Origin of the sequence: Kocuria sp. SM24M-10 (assembly GCF_001027955.1) — a bacterium.
In the GTDB taxonomy this organism is placed as follows: Bacteria; Actinomycetota; Actinomycetes; order Actinomycetales; family Micrococcaceae; genus Kocuria; species Kocuria oceani.
This window is the reverse complement of record NZ_LDNX01000176.1, coordinates 1-23,677: the sequence shown is the minus strand read 5'-3', so window position 1 is coordinate 23,677 and position 23,677 is coordinate 1. Positions and strand designations below refer to the sequence as shown.

At 73.1% G+C, this 23,677-nt stretch carries 23 protein-coding genes; 11 read left to right on the top strand and 12 right to left on the bottom strand.

Annotation, left to right across the window (positions count from 1 at the left end; translation table 11 throughout):
- Positions 1–99: 99 nt before the first annotated feature.
- From ABL57_RS20290 to ABL57_RS20250, 9 genes are all read right to left on the bottom strand, one after another.
- Complete coding sequence (locus ABL57_RS20290) at positions 100–1,893, bottom strand: amidase (protein ID WP_082157616.1); 1,794 nt, start codon at positions 1,891–1,893, stop codon at positions 100–102.
- On the bottom strand, positions 1,890–2,993 hold the full coding sequence (locus ABL57_RS20285) for an agmatine/peptidylarginine deiminase (RefSeq protein WP_047805297.1): 1,104 nt from the start codon (positions 2,991–2,993) through the stop codon (positions 1,890–1,892). The genes ABL57_RS20290 and ABL57_RS20285 overlap by 4 nt, the downstream gene beginning before the upstream one ends.
- 50 nt (positions 2,994–3,043) lie before the next feature.
- Positions 3,044–4,687: an amidohydrolase gene (locus tag ABL57_RS20280; protein ID WP_047805296.1), complete on the bottom strand. Its 1,644-nt coding sequence runs from the start codon at positions 4,685–4,687 to the stop codon at positions 3,044–3,046.
- A gap of 32 nt (positions 4,688–4,719) precedes the next feature.
- On the bottom strand, positions 4,720–5,964 hold the full coding sequence (locus ABL57_RS20275; protein WP_047805295.1) for an MFS transporter: 1,245 nt from the start codon (positions 5,962–5,964) through the stop codon (positions 4,720–4,722).
- A gap of 106 nt (positions 5,965–6,070) precedes the next feature.
- Entirely contained in the window at positions 6,071–6,688 is a 618-nt protein-coding gene (locus tag ABL57_RS20270) for a TetR/AcrR family transcriptional regulator C-terminal domain-containing protein (protein ID WP_047805294.1), read from the bottom strand.
- Positions 6,689–6,783: 95 nt separating this feature from the next.
- Positions 6,784–8,310 (bottom strand): APC family permease, encoded by a 1,527-nt coding sequence (locus ABL57_RS20265; protein WP_047805293.1) that lies wholly within the window; start codon positions 8,308–8,310, stop codon positions 6,784–6,786.
- Positions 8,307–9,203 carry a universal stress protein gene (locus ABL57_RS20260; RefSeq protein WP_047805292.1) on the bottom strand — a complete coding sequence of 299 codons (897 nt, stop codon included), beginning with the start codon at positions 9,201–9,203 and terminating at the stop codon, positions 8,307–8,309. The genes ABL57_RS20265 and ABL57_RS20260 overlap by 4 nt, the downstream gene beginning before the upstream one ends.
- Positions 9,200–10,636 (bottom strand): NAD(P)/FAD-dependent oxidoreductase, encoded by a 1,437-nt coding sequence (locus ABL57_RS20255; protein WP_047805291.1) that lies wholly within the window; start codon positions 10,634–10,636, stop codon positions 9,200–9,202. The genes ABL57_RS20260 and ABL57_RS20255 overlap by 4 nt, the downstream gene beginning before the upstream one ends.
- Positions 10,637–10,733: 97 nt before the next feature.
- Positions 10,734–11,465: a DsbA family protein gene (locus ABL57_RS20250; RefSeq protein WP_047805290.1), complete on the bottom strand. Its 732-nt coding sequence runs from the start codon at positions 11,463–11,465 to the stop codon at positions 10,734–10,736.
- Positions 11,466–11,624: 159 nt separating this feature from the next.
- Here ABL57_RS20250 and ABL57_RS20245 point away from each other — a divergent pair, with 159 nt between their 5' ends.
- Positions 11,625–12,290 (top strand): TetR/AcrR family transcriptional regulator, encoded by a 666-nt coding sequence (locus ABL57_RS20245; RefSeq protein ID WP_047805289.1) that lies wholly within the window; start codon positions 11,625–11,627, stop codon positions 12,288–12,290.
- 14 nt (positions 12,291–12,304) lie between these two features.
- Here ABL57_RS20245 and ABL57_RS20240 read toward each other — a convergent pair whose 3' ends face one another.
- The gene (locus ABL57_RS20240; RefSeq protein ID WP_047805288.1) at positions 12,305–13,738 is read right to left on the bottom strand and encodes a gamma-aminobutyraldehyde dehydrogenase; all 1,434 of its coding nucleotides are present in this window, start codon (positions 13,736–13,738) and stop codon (positions 12,305–12,307) included.
- Positions 13,739–13,874: 136 nt separating this feature from the next.
- Positions 13,875–14,372: a DUF427 domain-containing protein gene (locus ABL57_RS20235; RefSeq protein WP_047805287.1), complete on the bottom strand. Its 498-nt coding sequence runs from the start codon at positions 14,370–14,372 to the stop codon at positions 13,875–13,877.
- A 142-nt stretch (positions 14,373–14,514) separates the two neighbouring features.
- Between ABL57_RS20235 and ABL57_RS20230 the strand changes: the two genes are divergently transcribed.
- From ABL57_RS20230 to ABL57_RS20195, 8 genes are all read left to right on the top strand, one after another.
- On the top strand, positions 14,515–15,567 hold the full coding sequence (locus tag ABL57_RS20230) for a YeeE/YedE family protein (protein WP_047805286.1): 1,053 nt from the start codon (positions 14,515–14,517) through the stop codon (positions 15,565–15,567).
- Positions 15,568–15,602: 35 nt separating this feature from the next.
- Positions 15,603–15,830, top strand: coding sequence for a sulfurtransferase TusA family protein (locus ABL57_RS20225; protein ID WP_017833997.1), 228 nt, complete (start codon positions 15,603–15,605; stop codon positions 15,828–15,830).
- A gap of 113 nt (positions 15,831–15,943) precedes the next feature.
- Positions 15,944–16,894: a hypothetical protein gene (locus ABL57_RS20220; RefSeq protein ID WP_047805285.1), complete on the top strand. Its 951-nt coding sequence runs from the start codon at positions 15,944–15,946 to the stop codon at positions 16,892–16,894.
- 99 nt (positions 16,895–16,993) lie between these two features.
- The gene (locus tag ABL57_RS20215; RefSeq protein ID WP_047805284.1) at positions 16,994–17,608 is read left to right on the top strand and encodes a PadR family transcriptional regulator; all 615 of its coding nucleotides are present in this window, start codon (positions 16,994–16,996) and stop codon (positions 17,606–17,608) included.
- A gap of 63 nt (positions 17,609–17,671) precedes the next feature.
- On the top strand, positions 17,672–18,649 hold the full coding sequence (locus ABL57_RS20210) for a hypothetical protein (protein WP_047805283.1): 978 nt from the start codon (positions 17,672–17,674) through the stop codon (positions 18,647–18,649).
- An 82-nt stretch (positions 18,650–18,731) separates the two neighbouring features.
- The gene (locus tag ABL57_RS20205; protein WP_047805282.1) at positions 18,732–19,784 is read left to right on the top strand and encodes an alcohol dehydrogenase catalytic domain-containing protein; all 1,053 of its coding nucleotides are present in this window, start codon (positions 18,732–18,734) and stop codon (positions 19,782–19,784) included.
- A 20-nt stretch (positions 19,785–19,804) separates the two neighbouring features.
- A complete protein-coding gene (locus ABL57_RS20200; RefSeq protein ID WP_152683484.1) occupies positions 19,805–20,305 on the top strand; it encodes a hypothetical protein in 501 nt (166 codons plus the stop codon).
- Between the two features lie 112 nt (positions 20,306–20,417).
- Positions 20,418–20,606 (top strand): CsbD family protein, encoded by a 189-nt coding sequence (locus tag ABL57_RS20195; RefSeq protein WP_047805280.1) that lies wholly within the window; start codon positions 20,418–20,420, stop codon positions 20,604–20,606.
- Positions 20,607–20,683: 77 nt separating this feature from the next.
- Here the strand turns inward: ABL57_RS20195 and ABL57_RS20190 are convergent, their stop codons facing one another.
- Positions 20,684–21,745 (bottom strand): DUF368 domain-containing protein, encoded by a 1,062-nt coding sequence (locus ABL57_RS20190; protein ID WP_371212503.1) that lies wholly within the window; start codon positions 21,743–21,745, stop codon positions 20,684–20,686.
- Positions 21,746–21,870: 125 nt separating this feature from the next.
- Between ABL57_RS20190 and ABL57_RS20185 the strand changes: the two genes are divergently transcribed.
- The gene (locus ABL57_RS20185; RefSeq protein ID WP_047805279.1) at positions 21,871–23,310 is read left to right on the top strand and encodes a sodium/glutamate symporter; all 1,440 of its coding nucleotides are present in this window, start codon (positions 21,871–21,873) and stop codon (positions 23,308–23,310) included.
- 76 nt (positions 23,311–23,386) lie between these two features.
- A partial coding sequence (locus tag ABL57_RS20180) for a dienelactone hydrolase family protein (RefSeq protein ID WP_047805278.1) occupies positions 23,387–23,677 on the top strand: 291 nt, incomplete at its 3' end.

Here is a 23,677-nt window from a genome sequence, read left to right as displayed (position 1 = left end):
CCCACTTGCCCGCGAGACGGCACGTGGCGGCGACCGCAGCGTGCTGGGTCCCCGCCACGTGCCGTCTCGCGGGCAGGAGAACCGGGAGGGCCGGGCGGGTCAGGCGGGCAGGGGTGGGGTGCGCGGGGGGACGGTGCGGCGGGCGCCGGTGGCCTCGAACGCCGCGGCGAGGCGCAGCAGGGCGGTGTCGTCCCACGCGCGGCCCGCCAGGGTGAGGCCCACGGGCATGCCGGTGTCGGCCATCGTGCCCATCGGCACCGTGACGGTCGGGATCCCCAGGTGCCGGGGCACGAGGTTGCCGTTGGCCACCCACACGCCGTTGCGCCAGGCCAGGTCCGCGGAGACCGGGTCGACGTCGGCGTCGGCGGGCCCGACGTCCGCGACGGCGGGGAAGACCACGGCGTCCAGGCCCAGCTCGTCCATCCACTGCTCCAGGTCGACGCGGCGGGTCTCCTCGAGCCCGCGCACCCCCTCCGCCAGGTGCGGGATCCGCGTCAGCACGGGCACGCCGTGCTCGCGCACGAAGTCCGGGTAGTCGGCGATGTCGTCGTCGAACCCGTCGTAGCGGTCGGGCAGGGCGCCGGCCGGGTGCGGGAAGATCCGGGAACCGTCCACGTCGGCCAGCCGGTGCAGGGCGGGGTCCCCGTTGGCCTCGAGGAAGTCGTGCCACGCCCAGGCCGAGAGGTCCACGATCTCCCGGTGCAGGTACTCCGCGCTCACCAGTCCGCGGGTGGCGAGGGTGGGCGCTCCGGGCCGGTCGCCCTCGTAGTTGCTCACCACCGGGAAGTCGACCTCGACCACCGTGGCGCCGGCGGCCTCGAGGTCGTGCCGGGCCGCCTCCCACAGCGCGATCACGGAGGGGCGGGTCTCGATGCGCCGGCCGGTCGGGCCGCCGATGCCCGGGGACTCGGCGGTGCCGGCCCCGGGGTCGGCGTTGACGTACATCCGCGGCACGCCCAGCCGCCGTCCCGCCAGGACGACGGCGGCCGCGGCGGCGTCGGGCACCGCCAGGGCCGGGTAGGAGGCCGGCCGCACCGCCGAGGCGGCCGGGATCTCGATCCAGGGCTGCACGCGCCAGAAGTCCCCGCGGGTCTCGGGGTCGTCGGCGACCACCACGTCGAGGACCTCGAGCAGGTCGGCCACGGTGCGGGTGTGGGGGACGACGACGTCCATGGTGGGCACCAGCGGCCAGTTGCCGCGCACCGAGATGACCCCGCGCGAAGGGGTGTAGGCGCACAGGGCGTTGTTGGACGCCGGGGCGCGGCCCGAGGACCAGGTCTCCTCGCCGAGCCCGAACGCGGCGAAGCTCGCGGCCGTGGCCGTCCCGGAGCCGTTGGAGGAGCCGGACCCGAAGGCCGCGGTGAGGTAGGCCCCGTTGTAGGGGCTCTCGGCCCGGCCGTAGACGCCGCGCTGCATGCCGCCGTTGGCCATCGGGGGCATGTTGGTCAGCCCGAGCAGCACCGCACCGCCGGCCCGCAGCCGCTCGATCGTGAAGGCGTCGCGCTGGGCCACGAGGTGCTCGAACGCGGGCGAGCCGGCCGCCACGGTGAGGCCGCGGACCTGGTAGCTGTCCTTGGCGGTGTACGGGATCCCGTCCAGGGGACCGAGCACCTCCCCGCGGGCGCGGCGCGCGTCGGAGGCGCGGGCCTCCTCCAGCGCCGCGGGGTTGTCCACGACGACGGCGTTGAGCTCCGGGCCGCCGCGGTCGTAGGCCGCGATGCGGGCCAGGTAGGCGGTGACCAGCTCCTCGCTGGTAGTGCGCCCGGCCTCCAGTGCCGCGCGCAGCTGCGCGATGCCCGCCTCCACGACGTCGACCCCGCGGCCGGTCCTGCCGCCGGGCCTGCCGTCGGCCGGGGTGCCGGGCCGGTCGTCCGGGCCGCCGGAGGTGCTCATCGGGTGCCCTCCCCGTCCGTGGCGGCGCCGCGGGGCGCCGGCTGCTGCTGGGTGATGCAGTGGATGCCGCCGCCGAACGCGAAGATGTCGCGGGCGTCGACCAGCTCCACCGCCCGGCCCGGATAGGCCTCGGCGAGGATCTCCGCGGCGAGGGCGTCGTGCGGGTCGTCGAAGGCGCACAGCACGACCACGCCGTTGGCGACGTAGTGGTTGATGTAGGAGAAGTCCACGAATCCGTCGCCGGCGTCGAGCACGGTGGGGGCGGGGACGTCGACGACGCGCAGCCGGCGCCCGCGGGCGTCGGTGGCGGCCTCGAGCACCGCACGGATCTGCCGGGACACCTCGAAGTCGGGGTGGGCGGGGTCGTCCTGCCGGTGCACCAGGACGGTCCCCGGCCCGGCGAAGGCGGCGACGATGTCCACGTGGCCGCGGGTACCGAACTCGTCGTAGTCGCGGGTGAGCCCGCGCGGCAGCCAGATCGCCCGGGACGTGCCCAGCCGGGCGTGGACCTCCGCCTCCACCTGCTCCTTCGTGGCGCCGGGGTTGCGGCAGGGGTCCAGCTGCACGGTCTCGGTGAGCAGCACGGTCCCCTCGCCGTCGACGTGGAACCCGCCGCCCTCGTTGACCAGGGTGCTGGCCCGCACCGCGGCCCCGGCGCGCTCGGCCACGAAACGGCCCAGGTGCTGGTCGTGGCCCCAGGCGGCCCACTCCTGGGCGCCCCAGCCGTTGAACACCCAGTCCACGGCGACCACGTCCCCGGCCGGGTCGTGGGCGAAGGTGGGCCCGGAGTCGCGCAGCCACGCGTCGTCGAGCGGAGCCGTCACCACGTCGACGCCCTCCCCCAGCGCGGCGCGGGCGTCGTCCGCGTCGGCGGGCGCGGCCACCACGGTGACGGGCTCGTGACGGGCGATCGTGCGGGCCACGGCCACCCAGGCCCGCCGGGCACGGTCGAGGGTCTCGCTGCCGGCGGGGCCGAAGGTGTCGTTGGGGGGCGGGAAGGCCATCCAGGTGCGGTCGTGGGGACCCCACTCGGCAGGCATCACGGTGGTCGCCGCAGCGGCCGTGGCAGCAGGGTCGGCGGGGCGGGTGGCAGGGTTCATGGTCGTCGTTCCTCGGGTCGTCGGGCGGACAGGGGGCGGGGGCGCGCCGCTCACGGCGCGGCGGGCTCTGCGGTGGACGCGAAGGCGACGCGGCCGGCCACGACGGTCAGCCGCGTGCGGTTGCTCAGCAGCTGCGCGGCCTCGGCGGCGAAGGGGTCCGCGTCGAGAACGGCGAAATCGGCGAGGTGGCCCGCGACGATCCGCCCCTCCTGGTCCTCGGCGCGGCAGGAGAAGGCGGCGTCGCGGGTGGCGTGGCACAGGGCGTCGGCCAGGTCCAGGGCGTAGCGGGGCAGGTTGGCGGGCAGCGAGGGATCCAGCGCGGATCGGCGGGTCGTGGCCACGTACAGATTGGGCAGCGGCTGGTGGGGCGCGGTCGGCGCATCCGTGCTGATCGCCAGGGTGGCACCGGCGGCGAGGAACTCCGTCCACGGGTAGGCGCGCTCGGCGCGGTGGTCGTCCAGCACGGCCCGCCAGTTGTCCTGGATGGCCGGGTCGGCGTGGACGGGCTGCACGGAGGCCACCACGTCCAGGGCGGCGAGCCGCCGCACGTTGGCCTGGGTGACCGTCTCCAGGTGCTCGATCCGGTGCCGGCGGTCCTCCCGGGGGCCGTTGATCCGGTGGGCCTGCTCGAGGGCATCCAGAGCGATGTCCGAGGCCTCGTCGCCGATGGCGTGCAGGGCGACCTGCAGCCCGGCGGCGTCGGCGGCGACCACCACCGGTGTCAGCGATTCCCGGTCCCAGATGGGCCCGCAGGTGCTGCCGTCGGCGTAGGGCTCCTTCATGGCCGCGGTGCAGCTGTCGATCACGCCGTCGACGACGACCTTGATCCCGCAGATCCGCAGCCAGTCCCCGGAGAGCTCCCCGGCCAGTTGCACCGCCCGGGCGACCTGGGCGAGGTTCTCCGCCTCGGTGCCGCGGCGGTGGACGAGCCAGTGGCCCTTCACCCGCAGCGGTAGCGTTCCGCCGTGGCGTTCGGCGGCGCGCCGGAATGCGGCGAGGTCGTCGTCCTGGACGGCCATGTCCACCGCGCCCGTCACGCCGACGGCCAGGTAGTGCTCGAACGCGGACTCCAACTGGGCGTCCCGGTCGGCATCGCTGGCCGCCCGCGCCAGGGCCGGCCAGACGATCTGCTGGGCCGCAGTCTCGTGCAGCATCCCGTCGGCCGCCCCGGTGACCGGGTCCCGGCTGATCCGGCCCCCGATCGGGTCCGGCGTGGTGTCGTCGATGCCCAGTTCGGCCAGGGCGGCGCTGTTGACCCACACCGAGTGCAGGTCGTTGGCGTCGAGGTACACGGGGCGGTCCGGAACGGCGTCGTCGAGCAGCTGCCGGGTGGGCGCCGTCCCGCCGAGAGCGCTGTAGAGCCAGCCGGAGCCCAGGACCCGGGGCGCGTCCGGATGGTCGTCGACCGCCCGGCGCAGCCGCCGCTGGATCTCGGTGAGGTCCGCGGCGTCGCGCAGCGCCACCTTTTGCAGGGACTGTCCGGTCATCAGCAGGTGGGTGTGGGCGTCGATGACGCCCGGGAGGACGAAGCCCCCGGCGAGATCGACCTCGGTGGCGCCGGGACCGGCCGCCCGCCGGGCGGAGTTCTCGGTGCCGACGTACAGGAAGCGCTCGCCCTCCACGACGAAGGCCTCGGCGTCGGCGCCGTCGGCGGTGAAGACGGTCGCGTGGGTGTAGAGGGTGCGTGCGGGCACGGAACTGCTCTCTGCTCGTGGGGAGGGGGACATCAGACGATTGCCGCCTGTGGGAACTCGGTCTCTGCAGCCCGACGGGCTGCAGTAGCTTCGGTGCGGACGGAATGTCGGGAGATGAGGGCAAAGGGGATCAAAAGTACGAACGTCATCCCGGCCAGCACCGCACCCAGGGTGGTGTAACCGGCCGCCGCCGAGATAGAGGTGCCGAATACGGGGGCGAAGGAAGACCCGATGAGGTAGACCCCCAGCACCGGAGCCGACCACTTCCCCGAGGCGTCCAGGGCCGCTGCCACGGCGATGATGTAGATGAAGGACAGCATGTAGAGGGTGTTCCAAGCGATGACCACGACCATGTACCACCCCGGGTCGGTCACGCTCCCGGCGAGCAGCTTCAACGCCCCGCCCGCCACCAGGGCCACCACCAGCGGTGCCGTACGGCCCAAGCGCGGGCCCGCAAGTCCCACCAGGGCCGAGGCGATCAGCCCCCCGAGGGTGGACAGGCTCAGCACCAGCCCCATTCCGGTCTCGTCCAGTCGGGCCTGTTCGGCGCCCATCGTGGCCGCCACCGCCCACAATGAGTCCTCGCTCAGCGCCCACAAGGCGAAGCAAACCAGCAATCCGAACCCAGCGACCGTCGTCGTCCGTGAGGTCGGGGTGGCAGACACAGCGGAGGACTCCCCCGTGGCGCCCACTTCCGGGGCCGGACGGTCAGGCAGCCACCCGGTGGTGAACAGGGCCGCTAGGGCGAGGCCCGCGAGCAGTCCGAAAGCGCTGCCCATACCGGCACCCAACACTGGGATCACAAACAACACAACTGAGACGATCGCGCGGTTGGTGAAGCCGTTGATGCCCGAGGCACGGTCAGGATTGCGCAGGGCGCCGAGTGCCGCCCCACCGGCGGAGACCGCCCCACCGGCGCCCACCCCGCCGAGCACGACGCCGGCAACAACCATGGGCACGGAGGGAACGAATGCAGCCACACCGAAGCCCATGGCAGTCAGGCCCAGCCCAGCACGGGCCACGATGTACCGCCCGGACCGGGCCGACCAGCGGGAGGTCAGCAGGCAGGTTACGGCGCACACCAGAAGGGACGCCGTCATCAACGCCCCCGCTCCGGTGACGGAGAAACCGGGTTCCCCCGTGAGGGCCACGATCATGACCGGAATCAGATTGGCGGTCATGAACCCCACCACGCTGATCCCGAAGACCGACACGGCGCGTGTCGTCGTCAGGGGCACACGGCCGGCGTTCTCCGGTGCCGCTGCGTTCTGGGACATGGTCTTCCCCCTCGTGGCCGGGATGTGAGTGCCATCACCTTTAATGAAAGGCTTTCATTATTATGTAGCCCGTGTCCTGCGGCCACAAGACCTTGGTGAAAGGTTTTCAGTGAATGGCGCGGAGCACCTGCTCGCGCACACCTGCGACGAGCACGTCCAGGCCGAAGGCGAAGGCCGCCTCCGCCCGCTCCTCCACGGAGCCGAGCCCGGCGATGGCCCGACTCAGAGCGGGGAACCGACCTTCCGGCGGCGCCCAGACGACCTCGGGCCCCGTCAGGTCGAGCGCGGAGCCCAGGGCCAGGTAGTCGATCGCGGAGATGGCCGGGACGACCGCCTGCCGTGCGAGCCCGGCCCGCTCCAGGACGACCGCCATGTCCTCGTAGATCCCGATCACCCCGAGGTCCTGGACGGTCTGGGTGATGAGCAGGGGCACCAGGCGCGGATGGGCGACCATGCAGTCCCGGTAGGTCCGCACGAGCGCCCGCAGCGCCTCCTCCCACGGCAGGTTCTCGCAGTCCACCGGAGCAGGGGTCGCGAACACCCGGCCGCGCATCAGCTCCACGATGTGCTCCCGGTTGGCGATGTGGTTGTACAGCGCCGACTGGCTGACGCCCAGGCGGCGGGCGACCTTCGGGAAGCTGAAGTCCCCTGTCTCGTCGACGAGCGCGAGGGCGGCGGTGACGATGGCGTCGACCGACAGGAGCGGCGAACGGGGACGGGCCATGGGGAACTCCTCGGACGGTGCGGGTCCTGTCGAATCTACCGAGGATCCGCCCGGCCGGTCAGCCGCGCCCACGCCGGGGCCGCCGACCGGTCGGCTCAGTCGAGGACCGGCAGCTCGGTGGTCTCGAAGCGCTCCCGGAAGAAGGACGGGTTGCGCCGGTACTGGACGAGCATGACGACGATGCCGAGCAGGAGCATGCCCACCCCGAGGACGAACACCAGGCCGACCCCGCCGATCGACGACCCCGAGCCGTACTCCGGGTCCATGGAGTCGTAGGACGTCTGCACGAAGAAGACCAGCAGCAGGATCCCGCCGAGCAGCGGAGCCAGGAACTTCGTCAGGAACGCCTTCGCGGTGCGGAAGGCGTCGCGGCGGAAGTACCACACGCAGGCCAGGGCGGTGACGCCGTAGTAGAAGCAGACCATCATCCCCAGGGTGGTGATGGTGTCCCACAGGACGTTCTCGGAGACCACGCGCATCACGGCGTAGAACACCGAGGCGATGACGGCCGCCGCGATCGTGGCGTAGCCCGGGGACTGGAAGCGGGAGGTGATCCGGGCGTACTTCGCCGGCAGCGCCCCGTAGTGGCCCATGGCGAGCATGGTGCGCGCCGGGGAGATCATCGTGGACTGCAGCGACGCCGCGGAGGAGGAGAGCACCGCGAGGGACATCAGGATCGCGAACGGGCCCATGACCGGACCGGCGAGCGCCGCGAAGACGTTCTCCTGGATGTCCTCGTTGCCCAGGCCGAGCTCTGCGGCACCCACCCCCGAGTAGGACAGCACGGCGAGCGAGACGGCCATGTAGAGGGCGACGATGACGAGGATGGTGGCGATGGCCGAGCGGCCGGGCCCGGTGGCGGAGTCCTTGCTCTCCTCGTTGAGGGTGAGCACCACGTCCCAGCCCCAGTAGATGAACACGGACAGGGACACGCCCGCGGCGAACGCGGAGAAGGTCTCCACGCCGAACGGGTTGAACCACTCGGCGCGCACGGCGAGGCCGTCGAAGGCCGTGCCGCCGGCGACGTGGCCGAAAGCCGCGGCGGCGAACCACAGCAGGACCAGCAGCTGGAAGACGACCAGGACGTACTGCACCACCTTGGTGGCCTCCATGCCGCGGTAGGAGATCCAGGCCGCGACCGCCACGAACGCCAGGCAGGTGGCCACGTTGACGGGCACGTTGCGGGTGAGCTCCGCGATGGCGTCGTTGCCGGTGATCTGGGCGATCGCCAGGTAGAAGAAGTCCACCGCGATGCCGGCCAGGTTGGACAGCACCAGGATGGTCGCGGCGAGGAGTCCCCAGCTGCCCATCCACCCCACCCAGGGGCCGAAGGCCTTCGACACCCAGGTGAAGGTGGTGCCCGAGTCGGGCATGGCCCGGTTGAGCTGCCGGTAGCCGACGGCCACGAGGAGCATGGGCACGAAGCCGACCAGCAGGATCGCCGGGAGGTGGGTCCCCACCGCGGCGGCGGTGGGCCCGAGGGCGCCGGAGAGGGTGTAGGCGGGCGCGATGGTGGACACGCCGATGACCACGGAGCCGAGGAGGCCCACCGAGCCCTTGCTGAGCCCCTTCTCGTGGCCGGTCCTCTGCTCGTGGGCGAGCGGTGCGGTGCCGGTGCTCATGACGCGGCCTCCTTCTCGGTCTGGTCCGGAGCATCCTCCGGGAGGGGCCGGGGCACGACGACCATCGGCACCGGGATGTGCTTGAGCAGCCGGGCTGCGGTGGTGCCCAGGAAGGTCTGCCGTCCCTGGGCCAGGCGGGACGAGCCGATGAGCAGGATCCCGCCCGGGGCCCAGTCGACGTCCTGGGCGGCTTTCTTGAGGGTCCGCCCGGAGGCGACCCGCACGGTCACGGGCCGCGTCCGGCGGGCCTCGGCCGCCGCGGCCTCCAGGTGCTCCTCGACGCGGCGGCGGGCCTGCTCGGTGGCGTCCGGGTCCGCGGCCTGCCCCTCGAGGAAGGAGATCAGCTCCAGCTCCAGGCCGGAGCGCTCGACGGCCTCGACCGCCTCCCGGATGACCTGGTGCGCTCCGGGGCGGGTGCCCACCGCGGCGTAGAGCCGGGTGAGCGGCTGGTCCCCGGCATACCGGCGCGGAGCGAGGGCCACCGGGACCGGTGAGCTGTGCAGCAGCGAGTTCACCACGGAACCCAGGGTCGGGCGCCCGCCGCCCGTGCCGGCGCCGACCACGATCATCGCGGCCCCGAGCTCGGTGGCGGCCTCGACCAGACCGGCGGGCACGGACCGGGCCTCCCGCACGTGGGTGCGGGCCGTGACCCCCTCGGGCACCAGCGCGGCGGCCTCGCGCAGCCACTGGTGGGCCTGCCGGCGGAGCACCTCCGAGATGTCCCCCACCGGCGGGTAGACCTGCTGGTACGGGTCGTCCGTGCGCAGCACGAGGACGATCTCCAGCTCGGCGCCCACGTCGCGGGCGAGCGCGCCGCCCAGCCGCACGGCGTCGCGGCTGCGGCGGTCGCCGCTGCAGCCGACGACGTAGCGCGGCACCCCGGCGGTGCTCATCGCCCCGCGCCCGTCAGCGAACCGGCGCGGAGGATCCCGTCCGCCGCGGCCCGGCCCTGGCGCAGGGCCCCGTCGACGTGCTGGTAGCCCTCGGCGGCGAGGTCGGAGCAGGCCCAGCGGATCGGGCCGACCGGGGTGGCCTGGTGTGCGCCGTAGCGGTGCAGCCCGCCGAGGTCGTAGCTGGCGGCGTAGGCCCCGCGGGTCCACTCCTCGGAACCGAAGTCGGACTCGTAGTAGACCACCGGCTCCAGCGCCTCCTCACCGAGGTAGCGGGCGAGGGACTCGAGGATCAGCCGGCGGCGCTCCTCGGCGGGCAGGGCGAGGACCGCGTCGGCCTTCTCGTCGGAGACGAAGCCCACCAGGGTGCCCCGGGGGTCCTCGTGGTTGGTGTTGTCGTAGACCTCCTGGCAGAGCTCGTGGGCGCCGAAGCCGGTCCCGGAGAGGCCCTTGGCCCGCCAGAACGGCGTCTCGTACACCGCGTGCACCTTGATCACCAGGCCCAGGGACTGGTGCTGGTGCATCTGGTGCTGCAGCCGCGGCAGGGGCGGCTCGAAGGAGATCCGGGAGTAGAGGTTCGGCGGGACGGCCACGACCACGTCCTTCGCCCGCACGGTGAGCCGGTCGGACCAGACCGTGACCTCCGTGCCGGGCACGTGCTCGGCGTAGGTCTGCCCCTCGCCGGCCCAGCGGATGGTGCGCACCGGGGTGTCGAGGAACACGACGTCCTCCCCGAGCTCGGCGGCCATGGCCTCGGAGACGGACTGCATGCCGCCGACCACGCGGCGGTCCAGGATGAAGTCCTCGTCCACGAGGTTGGAGAAGGACCCGGCGGAGGCGGCCATCAGCACGGCCTGCAGGGTGGAGAAGGCGTGGGACGGCTTGGTGAGCATCGCCCCGGCGATGAACATGCCGATGTTGGTGCAGGCCTCCTCGTCCGCCGACTGCTGCCGCAGCCAGTGGTGGAAGGAGATCGTGTCCAGCTCCCGGGCCAGCGGGTGCGCCCACGGCTGCGCCACGCCGATCTGCTCGACCAGTCCGTCGAGGATCCCGACCAGCCGCTCCATCTCGGCGATCGTGGACTCCCCGGCGGGGAACATCGACCCGGTGTAGGTGTGGCGGACGCCGTCCGGGGCGAGGTAGACGGACTCGCCCTCGCGGTAGCGCTGGTAGGTGCCCAGGCCGAGCTCGTCGACGAGGGCCAGCAGCTCGGTCTGGTCCGGGGAGATCCACTGCCCGCCGAGCTCCAGGAAGGCGCCCTCGACGGTCCGCGACCAGGTGCGCCCGCCCACGCGGTCGCGGGCCTCCAGGACGGCCACGGTGCGCCCGGCGGCCACGAGCGCGCGGGCGGCCGTCAGCCCGGCGGGACCGGCTCCGACGACGACGACGTCGCGCTCGATCGCGGTCTCGCTCCCGAGGGTTCGTTGATCGGTCACTGTGTTCTCCTTCACGCTAAAATGAACTTAATTCATTAAGCGGGAGCGCACAGGAGCCCGTCAAGAGCCGCAACAAGAAATTCACACGGCGGGAGCGCTACTTCTTGGTCCGGCGGCTCCCGGCGTGCCAGTCCTCCTCGGTGCCGGGGCGGTCCGGGGCGGCGCCGAGCCCCCGCAGCTGCGGCTGCTCCCGGAGGCTGCGCTTGAGCTCGGCGAAGCCGGGGAAGCGGGCGAGCGCCACCACGTGGTCCCACAGCTCGAGGGCCTCGTCCTCCCCCGGCAGCCGGCTGATCACCGGGCCGAAGAAGGCCACGCCCTCCGGGGGGCCGAAGTGGATGATCGGTGTGCCCACGTCCCGGCCCGTCAGGGCCAGCGCCTCCTCGGTCTCCGCGCGCACCACCGAGTCCAGGGACTCGTCGTCGAGGGCGGCGGCGAGTCCGGCCGGGAGCCCGGCGGCCTCCAGGACCGGCGCGAGGAAGGCCGGCGTGGCCCGGCGGTCCTTCTCGGGGGTCTCCGGGCCAGGCACCGGGTCGGCGTCGAAGCTGTGCGCCCCGAGTGCCGCGTACAGCCGGCCCACGGCCTCGGGACCGTGCTCGGCGCGGGTGCGGGCGGCCACCCGCAGCAGGTACAGGCCGGCCATGTGGCCGGCCTCGTACTCGGGCGGGAACCATGCGTCGTAGTCCACGTGCTCGTTGAGCAGGCGCAGGGAGATGAACCGCCAGTCGACCCGGTAGTCCCTCCGGGCGGCGACCGTGCGGACCCACTTGCTGGTCAGCCAGGCGAAGGGGCAGGTGGGGTCGAAGTAGAAGTGCAGGTCGGCGTCCGTCATCGTCCACACGCTAGGAGCACCCCCGGCGACGGTCAAGGATCCGCCGGCCGCGGCGCGGCCGCCCGGCCGCGGACCTAGACTCGACCTGACCGCCCGCCCCCGGCGGCCGCCGCCGGCGGCGCCGGGCCCCGCAGCACCACCTCCAGGAGGACCCCGCCCATGGCTCCCGCCCGAACCCCTCCTCGCCGCCGCGGGCGCCCGAGCCAGCCGGTGCTCTCCGAGGAGCGGATCACCAGCGCCGCCATCAAGATCGTGGCCACCCGGGGCTACCGGCACCTCACCATGACCGAGCTGGCCCGCGAGCTGAAGGTCTCCACCTCGGCGCTGTACAACCACACGTCCTCGAAGCGCGACGTGCTGATCCGGGTCCAGGACCGGATCAACCAGGGCATCGACCGCTCCGGCTTCGACTCGCTCCCGTGGGACCGGGCCCTCGAGCGCTGGGCACGGTCCTACCGGGACTGCTACGCCCAGCACACGGCGATGATCCCGATCATGGCCGTGCTGCCCGTGGCGGACTCCCCGCACACCCTGGAGATGTACGAGGCCGTGGCCCGGGGGCTCGCGGACGCCGGCTGGGCGCGCGGCGACATCGCCGACGTGATCGTCTCGGTCGAGTCCCTGGTCTTCGGCGCCGCCTACGACGCCACCGCGCCGGCCGACATCTTCGACCCCGGGGAGCGCTCGGACCTGGCCCCGGTGTTCACGGACGCCGTGCGGGCCCGCCCCGCGGACGCGGCGGCGGCGGCCGACGAGGCGTTCGACGTGGCGCTGCGCGCCATGCTGGACGGCCTGCGCCTGCGCCTGGCGGCCGGGCGGGGCTGACCCGCCCGGCCCGATCAGGCGTCCAGGGCGTGCATGACGTGCTTGACCTGGGTGTACTCCTCCACCGAGTAGAGGGAGAGGTCCTTGCCGTAGCCGGAGTTCTTGAACCCGCCGTGCGGCATCTCGGAGGTCAGCATGACGTGGGTGTTGACCCACACGCAGCCGAACTCGAGGTCGCGGGACACCCGCATGGCCGTGCCGTGGTCGGTGGTCCACACGCTCGAGGCCAGCGCGTAGTCCACGTCGTTGGCGAGCTCGAGCGCCTCCTCCTCGGTGCTGAAGGGCTGCACGGTGAGCACCGGGCCGAACGTCTCCTCCTGCACGAGGGCGTCGTCCTGGTGCACCCCGGTCACCACGGTGGGCTCGAAGAAGTAGCCGGGGGCTCCCTCGACCGGCTTCCCGCCGGCGACCACGGTCGCGTGCCCGGGCAGGTCGGCGAGCTTGCGGCAGACGTCCTCGAAGTGCCGGACGTTGTTGAGCGGGCCGTAGAAGTTCTTGGACTCGTCCGGGTCCCCGGTCACGATGTCCCGGGCGGCCGCGGCCAGCAGCCGCACGAACTCGTCGTGGGCGCTGTCCTGGACCAGGATGCGGGTCACCGCGGTGCAGTCCTGGCCGGCGTTGAAGGTGCCGAACTCGACGAGGGCCTTGGCGGCGGCGGGCAGGTCGGCGTCCGCGAACACGACGGCGGGCGCCTTGCCGCCCAGCTCGAGGTGGCCGCGGGTGAGGTTCTGCGCCGCGGCCAGGGCCACGGCACGGCCGGCGCGCACGGAGCCGGTGATGGAGACCATGGAGGGCGTGCGGTGGGCGGTCATGAGCGCCCCCGTGGAGCCGTCCCCCAGGAGGACGTTCACCACGCCTGCGGGGAAGATGCCGTCGATGAGCCGGGCCAGCACGAGGGTGGACTCGGGAGTGGTGTCCGAGGGCTTGAGGACCACGGTGTTGCCCGCGGCCAGCGCGGGGCCGAGCTTCCAGACGGCCATCAGCAGCGGGTAGTTCCAGGGGGTGACCTGCGCGACGACGCCGACCGGCTCCCGCCGCACGTAGGAGGTGTGCTCGCCCATGTACTCCGCCGCGGCCTTGCCCTCGAGGGTGCGGGCCGCACCGGCGAAGAAGCGCAGGTTGTCGGCGCCGGCGCCGACCTCCTCGTCCGCGATCATCTGGCGGGGCTGGCCGGTGTTGCGGTGCTGGGCGTCGACGAGCTCGGAGCTGTGCGCCTCGAGCGCGTCCGCGAGCCGGAGCAGCATGAGCTGGCGCTCGCTCGGGGTGGTGCGCTTCCAGGTCCGGAAGGCCTTCTTGGCGGCGGCGAAAGCCTGGTCCACGTCCGTGGCGTCGGAGACCGGGGAGACGGCCACCGTCTTCCCGGTGGCCGGGTCGACCACGTCGATCCGGCCGGTGCCGTGGGCGTCGACGAAGGCGCCGTCGACGTAGTTCTGCAGGACGTCGCTCATGGTGGGGTCTCCTCTGTGGGCGGGAACACGGTGCCGCCCACTCTAAATGATCGGCTTTCATTTTAGTAGGTTCCGGAGTGACCGGCAGCACAACTCTAGCGCCGCTCCGGCGGGCAGGAATCCCCCTGGTGCGGCCTCACCAGCCCCGGCTGCCCGGGCCACCCTTGAAGGGGCCGACCACCCGCGAGGTGATCCAGCCCCCGTAGAACCCGCCCTCCTGCGGGACCACCCGTTCCCCGTCGACCAGGCACCGGTCCATCGCCCCGGGCAGCACCGCCACGTGCCCCCGCAGGGGCGCGAAGCCGGGCGCCGGGGCGGGATAGGTCCACGCCGCGCGCGGGGCGCCCCGCCGCCCGCCCTGCACGTCGAACCAGGCCGCCGCGCCCTTCCACTCGCACCACGAGGATCCCTCGCAGGGGCGGAGGCTGCCCTCGGCGAAGGCGGCGCGGGGCAGGTAGTAGGTCGGCGGATGGCTGGTCTCCAGCACCCGGAGGGCGGCCGTGGTGGCGGCGATGCACGTCCCGACCAGCCACACCTCCACCTGCTCCGGGGTGGGCTCGACCCGGGGCGGACGCGGATAGTCCCACACGGACTCCTGGCCGGGACCCGGGATCCGGGGCCGAGGTCTGCTCATGCGCGCTCCGTCCGGACGCCCCGCCCGTCTCGGCCGACCGGCCGGCCACGGGACGTCACAATGTGCTGAGGGGTGCATCACTATGCTACGGCGCGTGACGGCACCCTGGAAGTGCTTGCCGCGGAAATAATATGATCTCCGGGTGCTTATCTCAGGTCTCCTCATCGGCGCCGCCCTCGGGTTCGTCCTCCAGCGCGGCCGTTTCTGCGTCACCGGCGCGTTCCGCGACGTCTGGATCGCGAAGAACACGTGGTGGCTGTCCGCCCTGTTCGTGGCCATCGCGGTCCAGTCGGTCGGCGTGTGGGTGCTCGACGCCCTCGGCGTGATCACCCTCTCCTCCACCGGCTTCGCGTGGCTGGCCACGGTCCTCGGCGGCTTCGTCTTCGGCTTCGGCATCGTCCTCGCCGGCGGCTGCGCCACCGGCACGTACTACCGGGCGGCCGAGGGCCTCGTCGGCTCCTGGTTCGCCCTGCTCTTCTACGCCCTGTTCGCGGCGATCTCCAAGTACGGCCCGCTCGCCGGGACCACGCAGGCGCTGCGCGGGATCACGACCGAGAACGGCACGATCCACGAGACCCTGCACGTCTCCCCGTGGATCCTCGTCGCGCTGCTGGTCGCGGTCGCGGCGCTCTGGGCACGCCACCACCTCACCAAGCCCCGGATGAAGGTCGCCACCCTCCCGCCGGAGCGGACAGGCCTCAACCACCTGCTGTTCGAGAAGGCCTGGAACCCGTTCGCGACCGCCGTGGTGATCGGCCTCATCGCGCTCGTAGCCTGGCCCGCCAGCTGGGCCACCGGCCGGGAGTTCGGCCTCGGCATCACGGGCCCCTCCGCCAACATCGCCAACTACCTCACCACCGGTGACTTCGAGATGGTCGACTGGGGCGTGCTCCTGGTGGTCGGCATCCTCGTCGGGTCGTTCGTCGCGGCCGCGGGATCCGGGGAGTTCAAGCTCCGCGTCCCCGACGCGCAGACCATCGTCCGGTCCATCGCCGGCGGCGCCCTGATGGGCATCGGCGCGGCGTGGGCCGGCGGCTGCACCATCGGCAACGGGCTCGTCGAGACCTCGATGTTCTCGTGGCAGGGCTGGATCGGCCTGGGCGCCATGATCCTCGGCACCGGGGCCGCCGCCAAGATCTTCATCGCCCCCCGCAAGAAGTCCGCCGCCCCGGGCCGCGTCCCGGCCGGCGTCTGAACCCCACCGACACCGACCCCCAGGAGGCACTCCTCATGGCACAGCACATCCTCGAGACCGACGGTCTCGTCTGCCCGTTCCCCGTCGTCGAGGCGAAGGCCGCGATGGCCGAGATGCCCGCCGGCGACGAGCTCGTCATCAACTTCGACTGCACGCAGGGCACCGAGGCCATCCCGCGCTGGGCGGCCGAGAACGGCTACCCGGTCACGCAGTTCTCCAAGCGCGGCGCGGCCGAGTGGTCGATCACCGTGCAGAAGGCCTGACCCCCGGGCACCCCACGGCGGACCCCCGCGGCCGAGCTGATCGGCCGCGGGGGTCCGTCCTTGCAGTGCGTGACCGCCCGGAATGCCCGGGGCCCGAGCAGCGTTCCCCCGGCATGGCGGTGATGCGGACCACGATCCTTCCCCTGGCGCTGGCTGTCCTGCTCCTGGTCGCCGCGTGCACGCCCAGGGCCTCCGGCGGAGCCGGACCACCGACCTCGGGGCCGACCGAGGGGGCGGGCACGGGGTTCACGCTGCCGGCCGAAGGGCTCGTGCTCCAGGTCGTGCACACCGGCGGCTTCCTCACCCCGCAGCTGCTGGCCGCCCGGCTGCCGCTCGTCAGCGTGTACGCCGACGGGCGGGTCATCACGCAGGGCCCGCAGATCGAGATCTTCCCGCCTCCGGCCCTGCCGAACCTGCAGGTGCAGCACGTCGACGCGGAGGCCGTGTCCGTCCTGGTCGACCGTGCGCTCCGGGCGGGGGTCGCCGGCTCCGCGGACCTGGGCCGCCCGCCGGTGGCAGATCTCCCCACGACCCGCTTCACCGTGGTGACGCGGGAGGAGACCCATGTGCGGGAGGTCTACGCACTGGGTGCCGAGAGCCCGCCCGGCCCGCCGGGCGGGGACCAGCCGGGCAGCGCCCCGCCCGGCGGCCCGGGCAGCGGCCTCACCCCGGAGCAGCAGACGGCCCGGGCGGAGCTGCAGGACCTGCTCCGCGCGCTCGTCGACCCGGCGTCGGTGCTGCCCGCCGAGGCCGTCGGAGAGCAGGAGCAGTACCTCCCTGCGGCGGTCGCCGGCATCGTCACGGAATGGACGGACCCGCAGACCGGCCTGGACACCGAGCCCGTGCCGTGGCCCGGTCCGCCGCTGCCCGGAGCACCGTTCGAGCCGCGACTGGGACTGAGCTGCGTGCTCGCCGACGGGGAGCAGGCCCAGGAGGTCCTGGCGGCGGCGCGCTCGGCCAGCACCGCCACCCCCTGGCTCTCCGAGGACGGCCGGCGCTGGTCCGTGGCCCTGCGCCCGCTGCTGCCCCACGAGAAGGACTGCGCGGACCTGGCGCAGTGGTGACTGCGCACCCGGAGCCCGCCCCGTGAGCCCAGGGTCTCTCCGGTCCCGCCCCGCTAGGCTCGGGAGGACGATGCACCGCTTCCCCGGAAGGAGCCACCCGTGAGCCTCCGTTCGGCCCTGCTGGCGCTGCTCTCCTCGGGCCCGCTGACGGGCTACGACGTGGTCAAGCAGTTCAGCACCTCGGTGGGCCACGTCTGGCACGCCCCCGACTCGCAGATCTACCCCGAGCTGCGGAAGATGCGTGGGGAGGGGCTGCTCTCTAGCCGCCCGGTCCCGTGGGGGTCCCGCGGGTCCACCAAGACCGAGTACTCGATCACTCCCGAGGGCGAGCGCGCCCTGCGGGAGTGGCAGGACACCCCGCTCAGCTACGTCAGGGCGCGTGATCCCGCCCAGCTGAAGGCCGCCTACTTCGAATGGGCCTCCCCCGGGGCGGCGGCCGCGCAGCTGCGCGCGCACCTCGAGCACTACCGGCAGCAGCGAGCCCAGGCCCTCGAGCAGATCCGGGCGCTGGAGGACCGCACGAACCCCACCCTCGCCCGGCGCCTGGCGGCCAACCCGGAGGACCAGTGGGAGCGGATCACCCGGTTCAAGGTCTTCGCCTACGAGGGGCAGGTGGCCCGCGCCGAGCAGGAGATCGCGTGGGCCGAGCGCGGCCTGCGGCTGCTCGCGGAACTGGGCGAGCCGGACGACCCCGGCACGCCGGAGGCGCCCTGACACCGGCCCGGGACGCGGGTGCGTAGGCTGGCCGCAGCCCCACTCCCGGCCGAAGGACCCGCCATGACCCGCGCGCCGCTGCCCCGTCTTCTCGCCCCCGTCCTGTGCGCCGGGCTGCTCCTGGCGGGCTGCGCCCAGGACACCGGCCCGGGGGCTGCGGCCACGCCCGCCGCGGGCGGGAGCTCGTCGTCGTCCGTCCCTTCCCCGACCCCCTCCCCCACTCCCACCCCCACCCCCGAGGAGCCCGCCGAGCTGATCGGCGGGGGCACCGAGGTGTTCCCCGGGCGCCGGATGGTGGCGCTCTACGGCCACCCCGGCACCCCCGGCCTGGGGGCGCTCGGCGAGCAGGGCCCCCGGGAGTCCGTCACCCGCGCGAAGGAGCTGGCCGCGCAGTACGAGCCCTTCAGCGAGGAGCCGGTGGTCCCGGCGTTCGAGATCATCGCGACCACGGCGTCGGCAGAGCCCGGCGAGGACGGGGACCACTCCCGGGAGTCGACGGTGGAGGACCTGCGCCCGTACGTGGACGCCGCGGCGGAGCACGACGTCTACGTGGTGCTCGACCTCCAGCCCGGGCACCAGGACTTCCTGAGCCAGGCGCAGCAGTACGAGGAGCTGCTGCGCCTGCCCAACGTCGGACTGGCCCTGGACCCGGAGTGGCGGCTCGCCCCGGGGCAGGTGCACATGGTCCAGATCGGCTCGGTGGACGCGACCGAGATCAACGCGACGACGGCGTGGCTGGCGGACCTCACCGCCCGCCACGACCTGCCGCAGAAGGTCGTGCTGCTGCACCAGTTCGCGGACTCGATGATCACGGACCGGCACCTGGTGGACGCCTCGCGCCCGGAGCTCGCGCTCGTGCTGCACGCCGACGGCCACGGCACCCCGGACCTGAAGATGGGGACGTGGGCGCGGCTGCAGCAGGGGCTGCCCCCGGGGATCCGGATGGCCTGGAAGAACTTCTACGACGAGGACACCCCCACCTTCACCCCGGAGCAGACGTTCGCGATCGAGCCGCGGCCCTGGTTCGTCTCATACCAGTGACCCCTCGGCCCCCGGGGAGCTCCTGCCTACGATGAGGAGGGCGGACGGGCAGCCCGCCGGTCCGCCGATCGAGGAGGACCCCATGAAGGCGCTCGTCCACCACGGACCGGGGCACAAGGCGTGGGAGGACGTCCCCGCCCCCACGATCCAGGACCCGACCGACGTGATCGCGAAGGTCGACACGACGACCATCTGCGGCACCGACCTGCACATCCTCAAGGGCGACGTCCCGGCGGTGACCGACGGCCGGATCCTGGGTCACGAGGCGATCGGCACGATCACCGAGGTCGGCGCCGCCGTGACCGGCCTGGCGGTCGGCGACCGGATCATCATCCCCGCCGTCACCAACTGCGGGAAGTGCTCCTACTGCAGGAACAACCAGCCCTCCCACTGCCAGACGCTCGGGGGCGTGGGCTGGGTCTTCGGCCACCTCGTCGACGGCACGCAGGCCGAGTACGTGCGCGTCCCGTTCGCCGAGACCTCCGTGCACCAGGTCCCCGAGGGCCTCGACGACGAGGACGTCCTGTTCCTCACCGACGCCCTGCCCACGGGCTTCGAGATCGGCATCCTCAACGGCAGCACGAAGCCCGGGGACACGGTGGCGATCGTCGGGGCGGGCCCGGTGGGCCTGGGCGCGGTGATGACCGCCAACCTCTGCGGCGCGGGACGGGTGATCACCGTGGACCTGGACGAGAACCGGATGGACAAGGCGCTCGAGCTCGGCGCCACCGACAAGGTCGATGCGGGGGACCCGGACGCCGTCGAACGGATCAGGGCGCTGTCCCCGGACGGGCTCGGCGTGGACGTGGCCATCGAGGCCGTCGGGATCCCGCAGACGTTCCGGACGTGCCTGGACGTCGTGCGGCCCTACGGGACCGTGGCCAACGCCGGGGTGCACGGCAAGCCGGTCGAGCTGCCGCTGGACCGGCTGTGGATCTCCAACGTCCGGATCACCACGGGCCTCGTCGACTGCCGGACCGTGGGCAGCCTGCTCAACATGGTCCGCTCCGGCCGGCTCGACGCGAAGGCGATGGCCACGCACCGCTTCACGATGTCCCAGATGGAGGAGGCCTACGACCTGTTCGGCAACGCCGCGCAGCACCGGGCGGTGAAGGTCGTCATCCGCGCCGACTGAACGGTTGCTAGCGTGTGGCCGTGCGGACCGACAGACTCCAGAGCCCCCGGCAGCGGAAGACCATCGACCGGCTGGCCCGCTGGCTCACGCGCGCCCACGGAGCGGACCCGGGGTGGGACGCCCTGGTGCTGGACGTCCTCAGCGTGGGCCGGGACCTGCGCCTGCAGGTGCGGGAGGTCCGCGGCGGCACCACGTCCCACCACCCCGTGGACGTCGCCGGGCGCGGCGCCCCACGGCGGCTGGTCCGCGCCCTCCAGGACGACTACGCCGACCTCGTGGACGGGACCTGGCTCTCGGCCACCCTGCTCGTCACGGTCTCCGAGCGGCGTTGGGCCCGGCCCGGGGTGGAGCTGGTCCTGAACTACGCCGACGAGCCCCGTCTCCCGGCGCACGCCCCGCACCCGGTCGCGGCCGAGGACTGGCGGCGGCACCTGGCCCGCTACCGGCGGATGGACCGGAAGATCCCCGGCTGGCTGCGGCAGCGCCTGGCCGAGGCCGGCCTCGACGTGCCCGAGCGCTGAGCCGGGCCGTTCGCCGTGCGGGAACATCCGGCTCGCCGCCCCGGATGCTGTTCCTTCAGCATGCTGAGGGGTCTACGCTGGGGGCATCTGTTCACCGACGGAAGGAGATTCCATGGGACTCGGAGACAAGATCAGCAACGCCGCGGAAAAGGCGGGCGGTGCTGCCAAGGAAAAGGTCGGCGACGCCACCGACAACCGCGACCTTCAGGCCGAGGGCCAGGCGGACAAGCTGTCCGGCAGCGCCAAGCAGGCCGGCGAGAACGTCAAGGACGCGGGCAAGAACTTCAAGGACGGCGTCTGAGTAGTACGGTTCAGCCGTCGAACCACCAGGAGGGCCCCGGTGTCGTGCGCGACACCGGGGCCCTCCGCCGTCCGGGCTCAGCCGCGCGGGTCGTCCCGCCCGGACTCCACCCCGGCGAGCTCCTCCTGGGCGCCGTGCCCGGTGCGCGCCCGGGTGCGGGCGTCCACGGCCAGGAGGACGAGGACGACGACGCACCCGGCCGCGGCGGCGAGCAGCTGCAGCCACCAGTCCCCCTCGGGAGCGAGCAGGGTGCGGTCCTCGAGCTGCCACGGCCACAGGGTGCGCAGAGCACCGAGCATCAGGCCGGTCAGCGCCAGCATGGTCACCCGGTGGTGGTGGTCCAGCAGCCACTGCAGGCCCTTCACGATCACCACCATGCCGAGGGCTGCGCCCAGCAGGAACAGGGACAGGTAGCCGAGGTCGAGCTCGTCCACGGCACGCAGGGTCGGCTGGTACAGCCCGATGGTCAGCAGCAGGAAGGACCCGGAGAGGCCGGGCAGCAGCAGCGCGGACACGGCGACCATGGCCGCCAGGACCACGAGCACGGGCGTGGGGGTCACCGTGGTGGGCGGCACGGAGACCAGCACGAACGCCAGGACGGTCGCGGCGGCCACGACCGCCGCGTCCCGGGCGCGCAGGGCCCCGCCGGCCAGGCGCAGGGGCACGCCGACGGAGGCCAGGACCATGCCGAAGAACAGCGCGCGCATGGTGACCGGGTACTCCTCCACGAGGTGGCTCATCGGCCCGGCCACGGTCAGCAGGGCCGCGACCATGCCGATCGCCACGGGCAGCACGATCCGCCACTCGACCCGGGCCAGGTGGTGCCTCGCTCCGGCGGCGCGCTCGGGGCCCAGCAGGAGACGCTTTCCCGCGGAGACCACGTGGCCGGCCGAGTTGATGAGCTCGTCGTAGATGCCCACCACCAGGGCCACGGTGCCTCCGCTGACGCCGGGGACGGTCTCGACCACCCCGATCAGTGCGCCGCGCACCACGTTGCCCGGGAGGCTGCGGCGGACGGACCCTCCGGTGTCCGGCGCCCCGCCGGGGGCGGCACCGGGGGAACGGTCGGCACCGGCCTGCGCGGTGGACGGGACGCCGGAGGGCGTCGAGGGCTGGTCCGGGACGGGGGAAGCGGGCACGGGGGCTCCTGGGCGAGGGGACGGCATGGGCTCCTGCCAGGCTACCGGGGCCGGCCGGGCGTGCCGCGGCGGGGCCGCCCGTAGACTGGCCCGACCCTTCGTGCCCTCGACCCAGGAGCCCTCCCATGAGTCCCGACCACGTCGGTTTCGCCCTCGTCCTGCTCGCAGCGCTGTTCCTGGTGGGGAAGTGGCTGCGGGTCAAGGTCCGGTGGATCCAGAAGGTCTTCCTGCCCAGCTCCATCATCGTGGGCTTCCTCGCCCTCCTGGCGGGCCCCCAGGTGCTCGGCCGGGTCGGGGAGGCGGCGGGCGTCGGCTGGCTCGCGGACGGCGGGCTGTTCACCCCGCAGATCCTCGAGGTCTGGTCCGCGCTGCCCGGTCTGCTGATCAGCGTGGTCTTCGCGACCCTCTTCCTCGGCGCCACGATCCCCGGACCCCGGCGCGTGGCCAAGCTCGCGGGCCCGCAGCTGTCCGTGGGCCTGGCCTTCGGCTCCGGGCAGTACGTGGTGGGGCTGCTGCTGGTGGTGCTGGTGCTCACCCCGCTGTTCGGCATCTCCCCCATGGCCGGGGCGCTCATCGAGATCGGTTTCGAGGGCGGCCACGGCACGGCCGCCGGCATGCGCGGCGTCATGGAGGAGGTGGGCTTCGCCGACGGCGCGGACCTGGCCCTCGGCATGGCCACGATCGGCCTCGTGGGCGGGATCGTGATCGGCATCGCGGTGATCAACTGGGGCGTGCGGACCGGGCGCACCCGGGTGCTCCAGGGCGATGTCGAGCAGTCCGTGGAGGAGCAGAAGGGTCTCTACCGCCGCGACGAGAACATCCCCGCGGCCATGATGACCTCCCGTCCGGCGTCCATCGAGCCGCTGACGCTGCACGTGGCCGTCGTGGGCGTCGCGATCCTCATCGGCTACCTCATGCTCACCGCCCTGCAGTGGATCGAGCAGGCCCTGTGGGCGGACACCGTGGAGCTGCTCGCCTTCGTGCCGCTCTTCCCCCTGGCCATGCTGGGCGGGGTGGTGGTGCAGCTGGTCATGGACCGGCGCGGCATCGGCCACCTGCTGGACCACCAGATGATGCTGCGCATCCAGGGGCTCGCCCTCGACTTCCTGATCCTCGCCGCGATCGCCACCCTGTCCCTCACCGCGATCGCCGCGAACTGGGAGGCCTTCCTGGTCCTCTCCCTCGCCGGCGTGGTGTTCTGCACCGGCTTCCTGCTCTACTTCGTGCCCAAGGTCATTCCCGACTACTGGCTCGAGCGCGGCATCGGGGACTTCGGGCAGTCCATGGGGGTGACGGCCACCGGCCTGATCCTCATGCGCATCGCCGACCCGCACGACGAGAGCCCGGCCATGGAGGCCTTCGGCTACAAGCAGCTGTTCTTCGAGCCGTTCTTCGGCGGCGGCCTGGTCACGGCCGCCTCGGTGCCGCTGATCTACCAGTTCGGCCCGTGGCCGCTGCTCGTGGTCATGTCGGTGGTGTTCGTGGCCGCCCTCGGCGGCGGCATCGTCCACCGCCGCCGGCTCGTGGCGCGCGGGGACGCCCGCCCCCTGTCCGTCCGGGCGTAACCCGGTCCCCGTCCGTGGCAGGGTCCCCGGCGGGGTGGCAGACTCGGTCTCCACCGCCCGTCGAGGGGATCCGGCCATGACCACCGCGCTGCTCGCCACCGACCACGGACCGATGCCCGCCCACGTGGCGGTGCCCGCCGCTGAGCCGCCCTGGCCCGGTGTGGTCGTGGTGCACGACTTCACCGGGATGAGCCGGGACCTGCTCCACCAGGCGGACTGGCTGGCGGAGGAGGGCTTCCTCGCCGTGGCCCCCGACCTCTTCCACCGGGGCGGCCGGCTGCGCTGCCTGCGCACGGTGCTGAAGGACCTCGGCGCCCGCCGCGGGCGCACGTTCGACGACGTGGAGGCGGCCCGCCGCTGGCTCGCC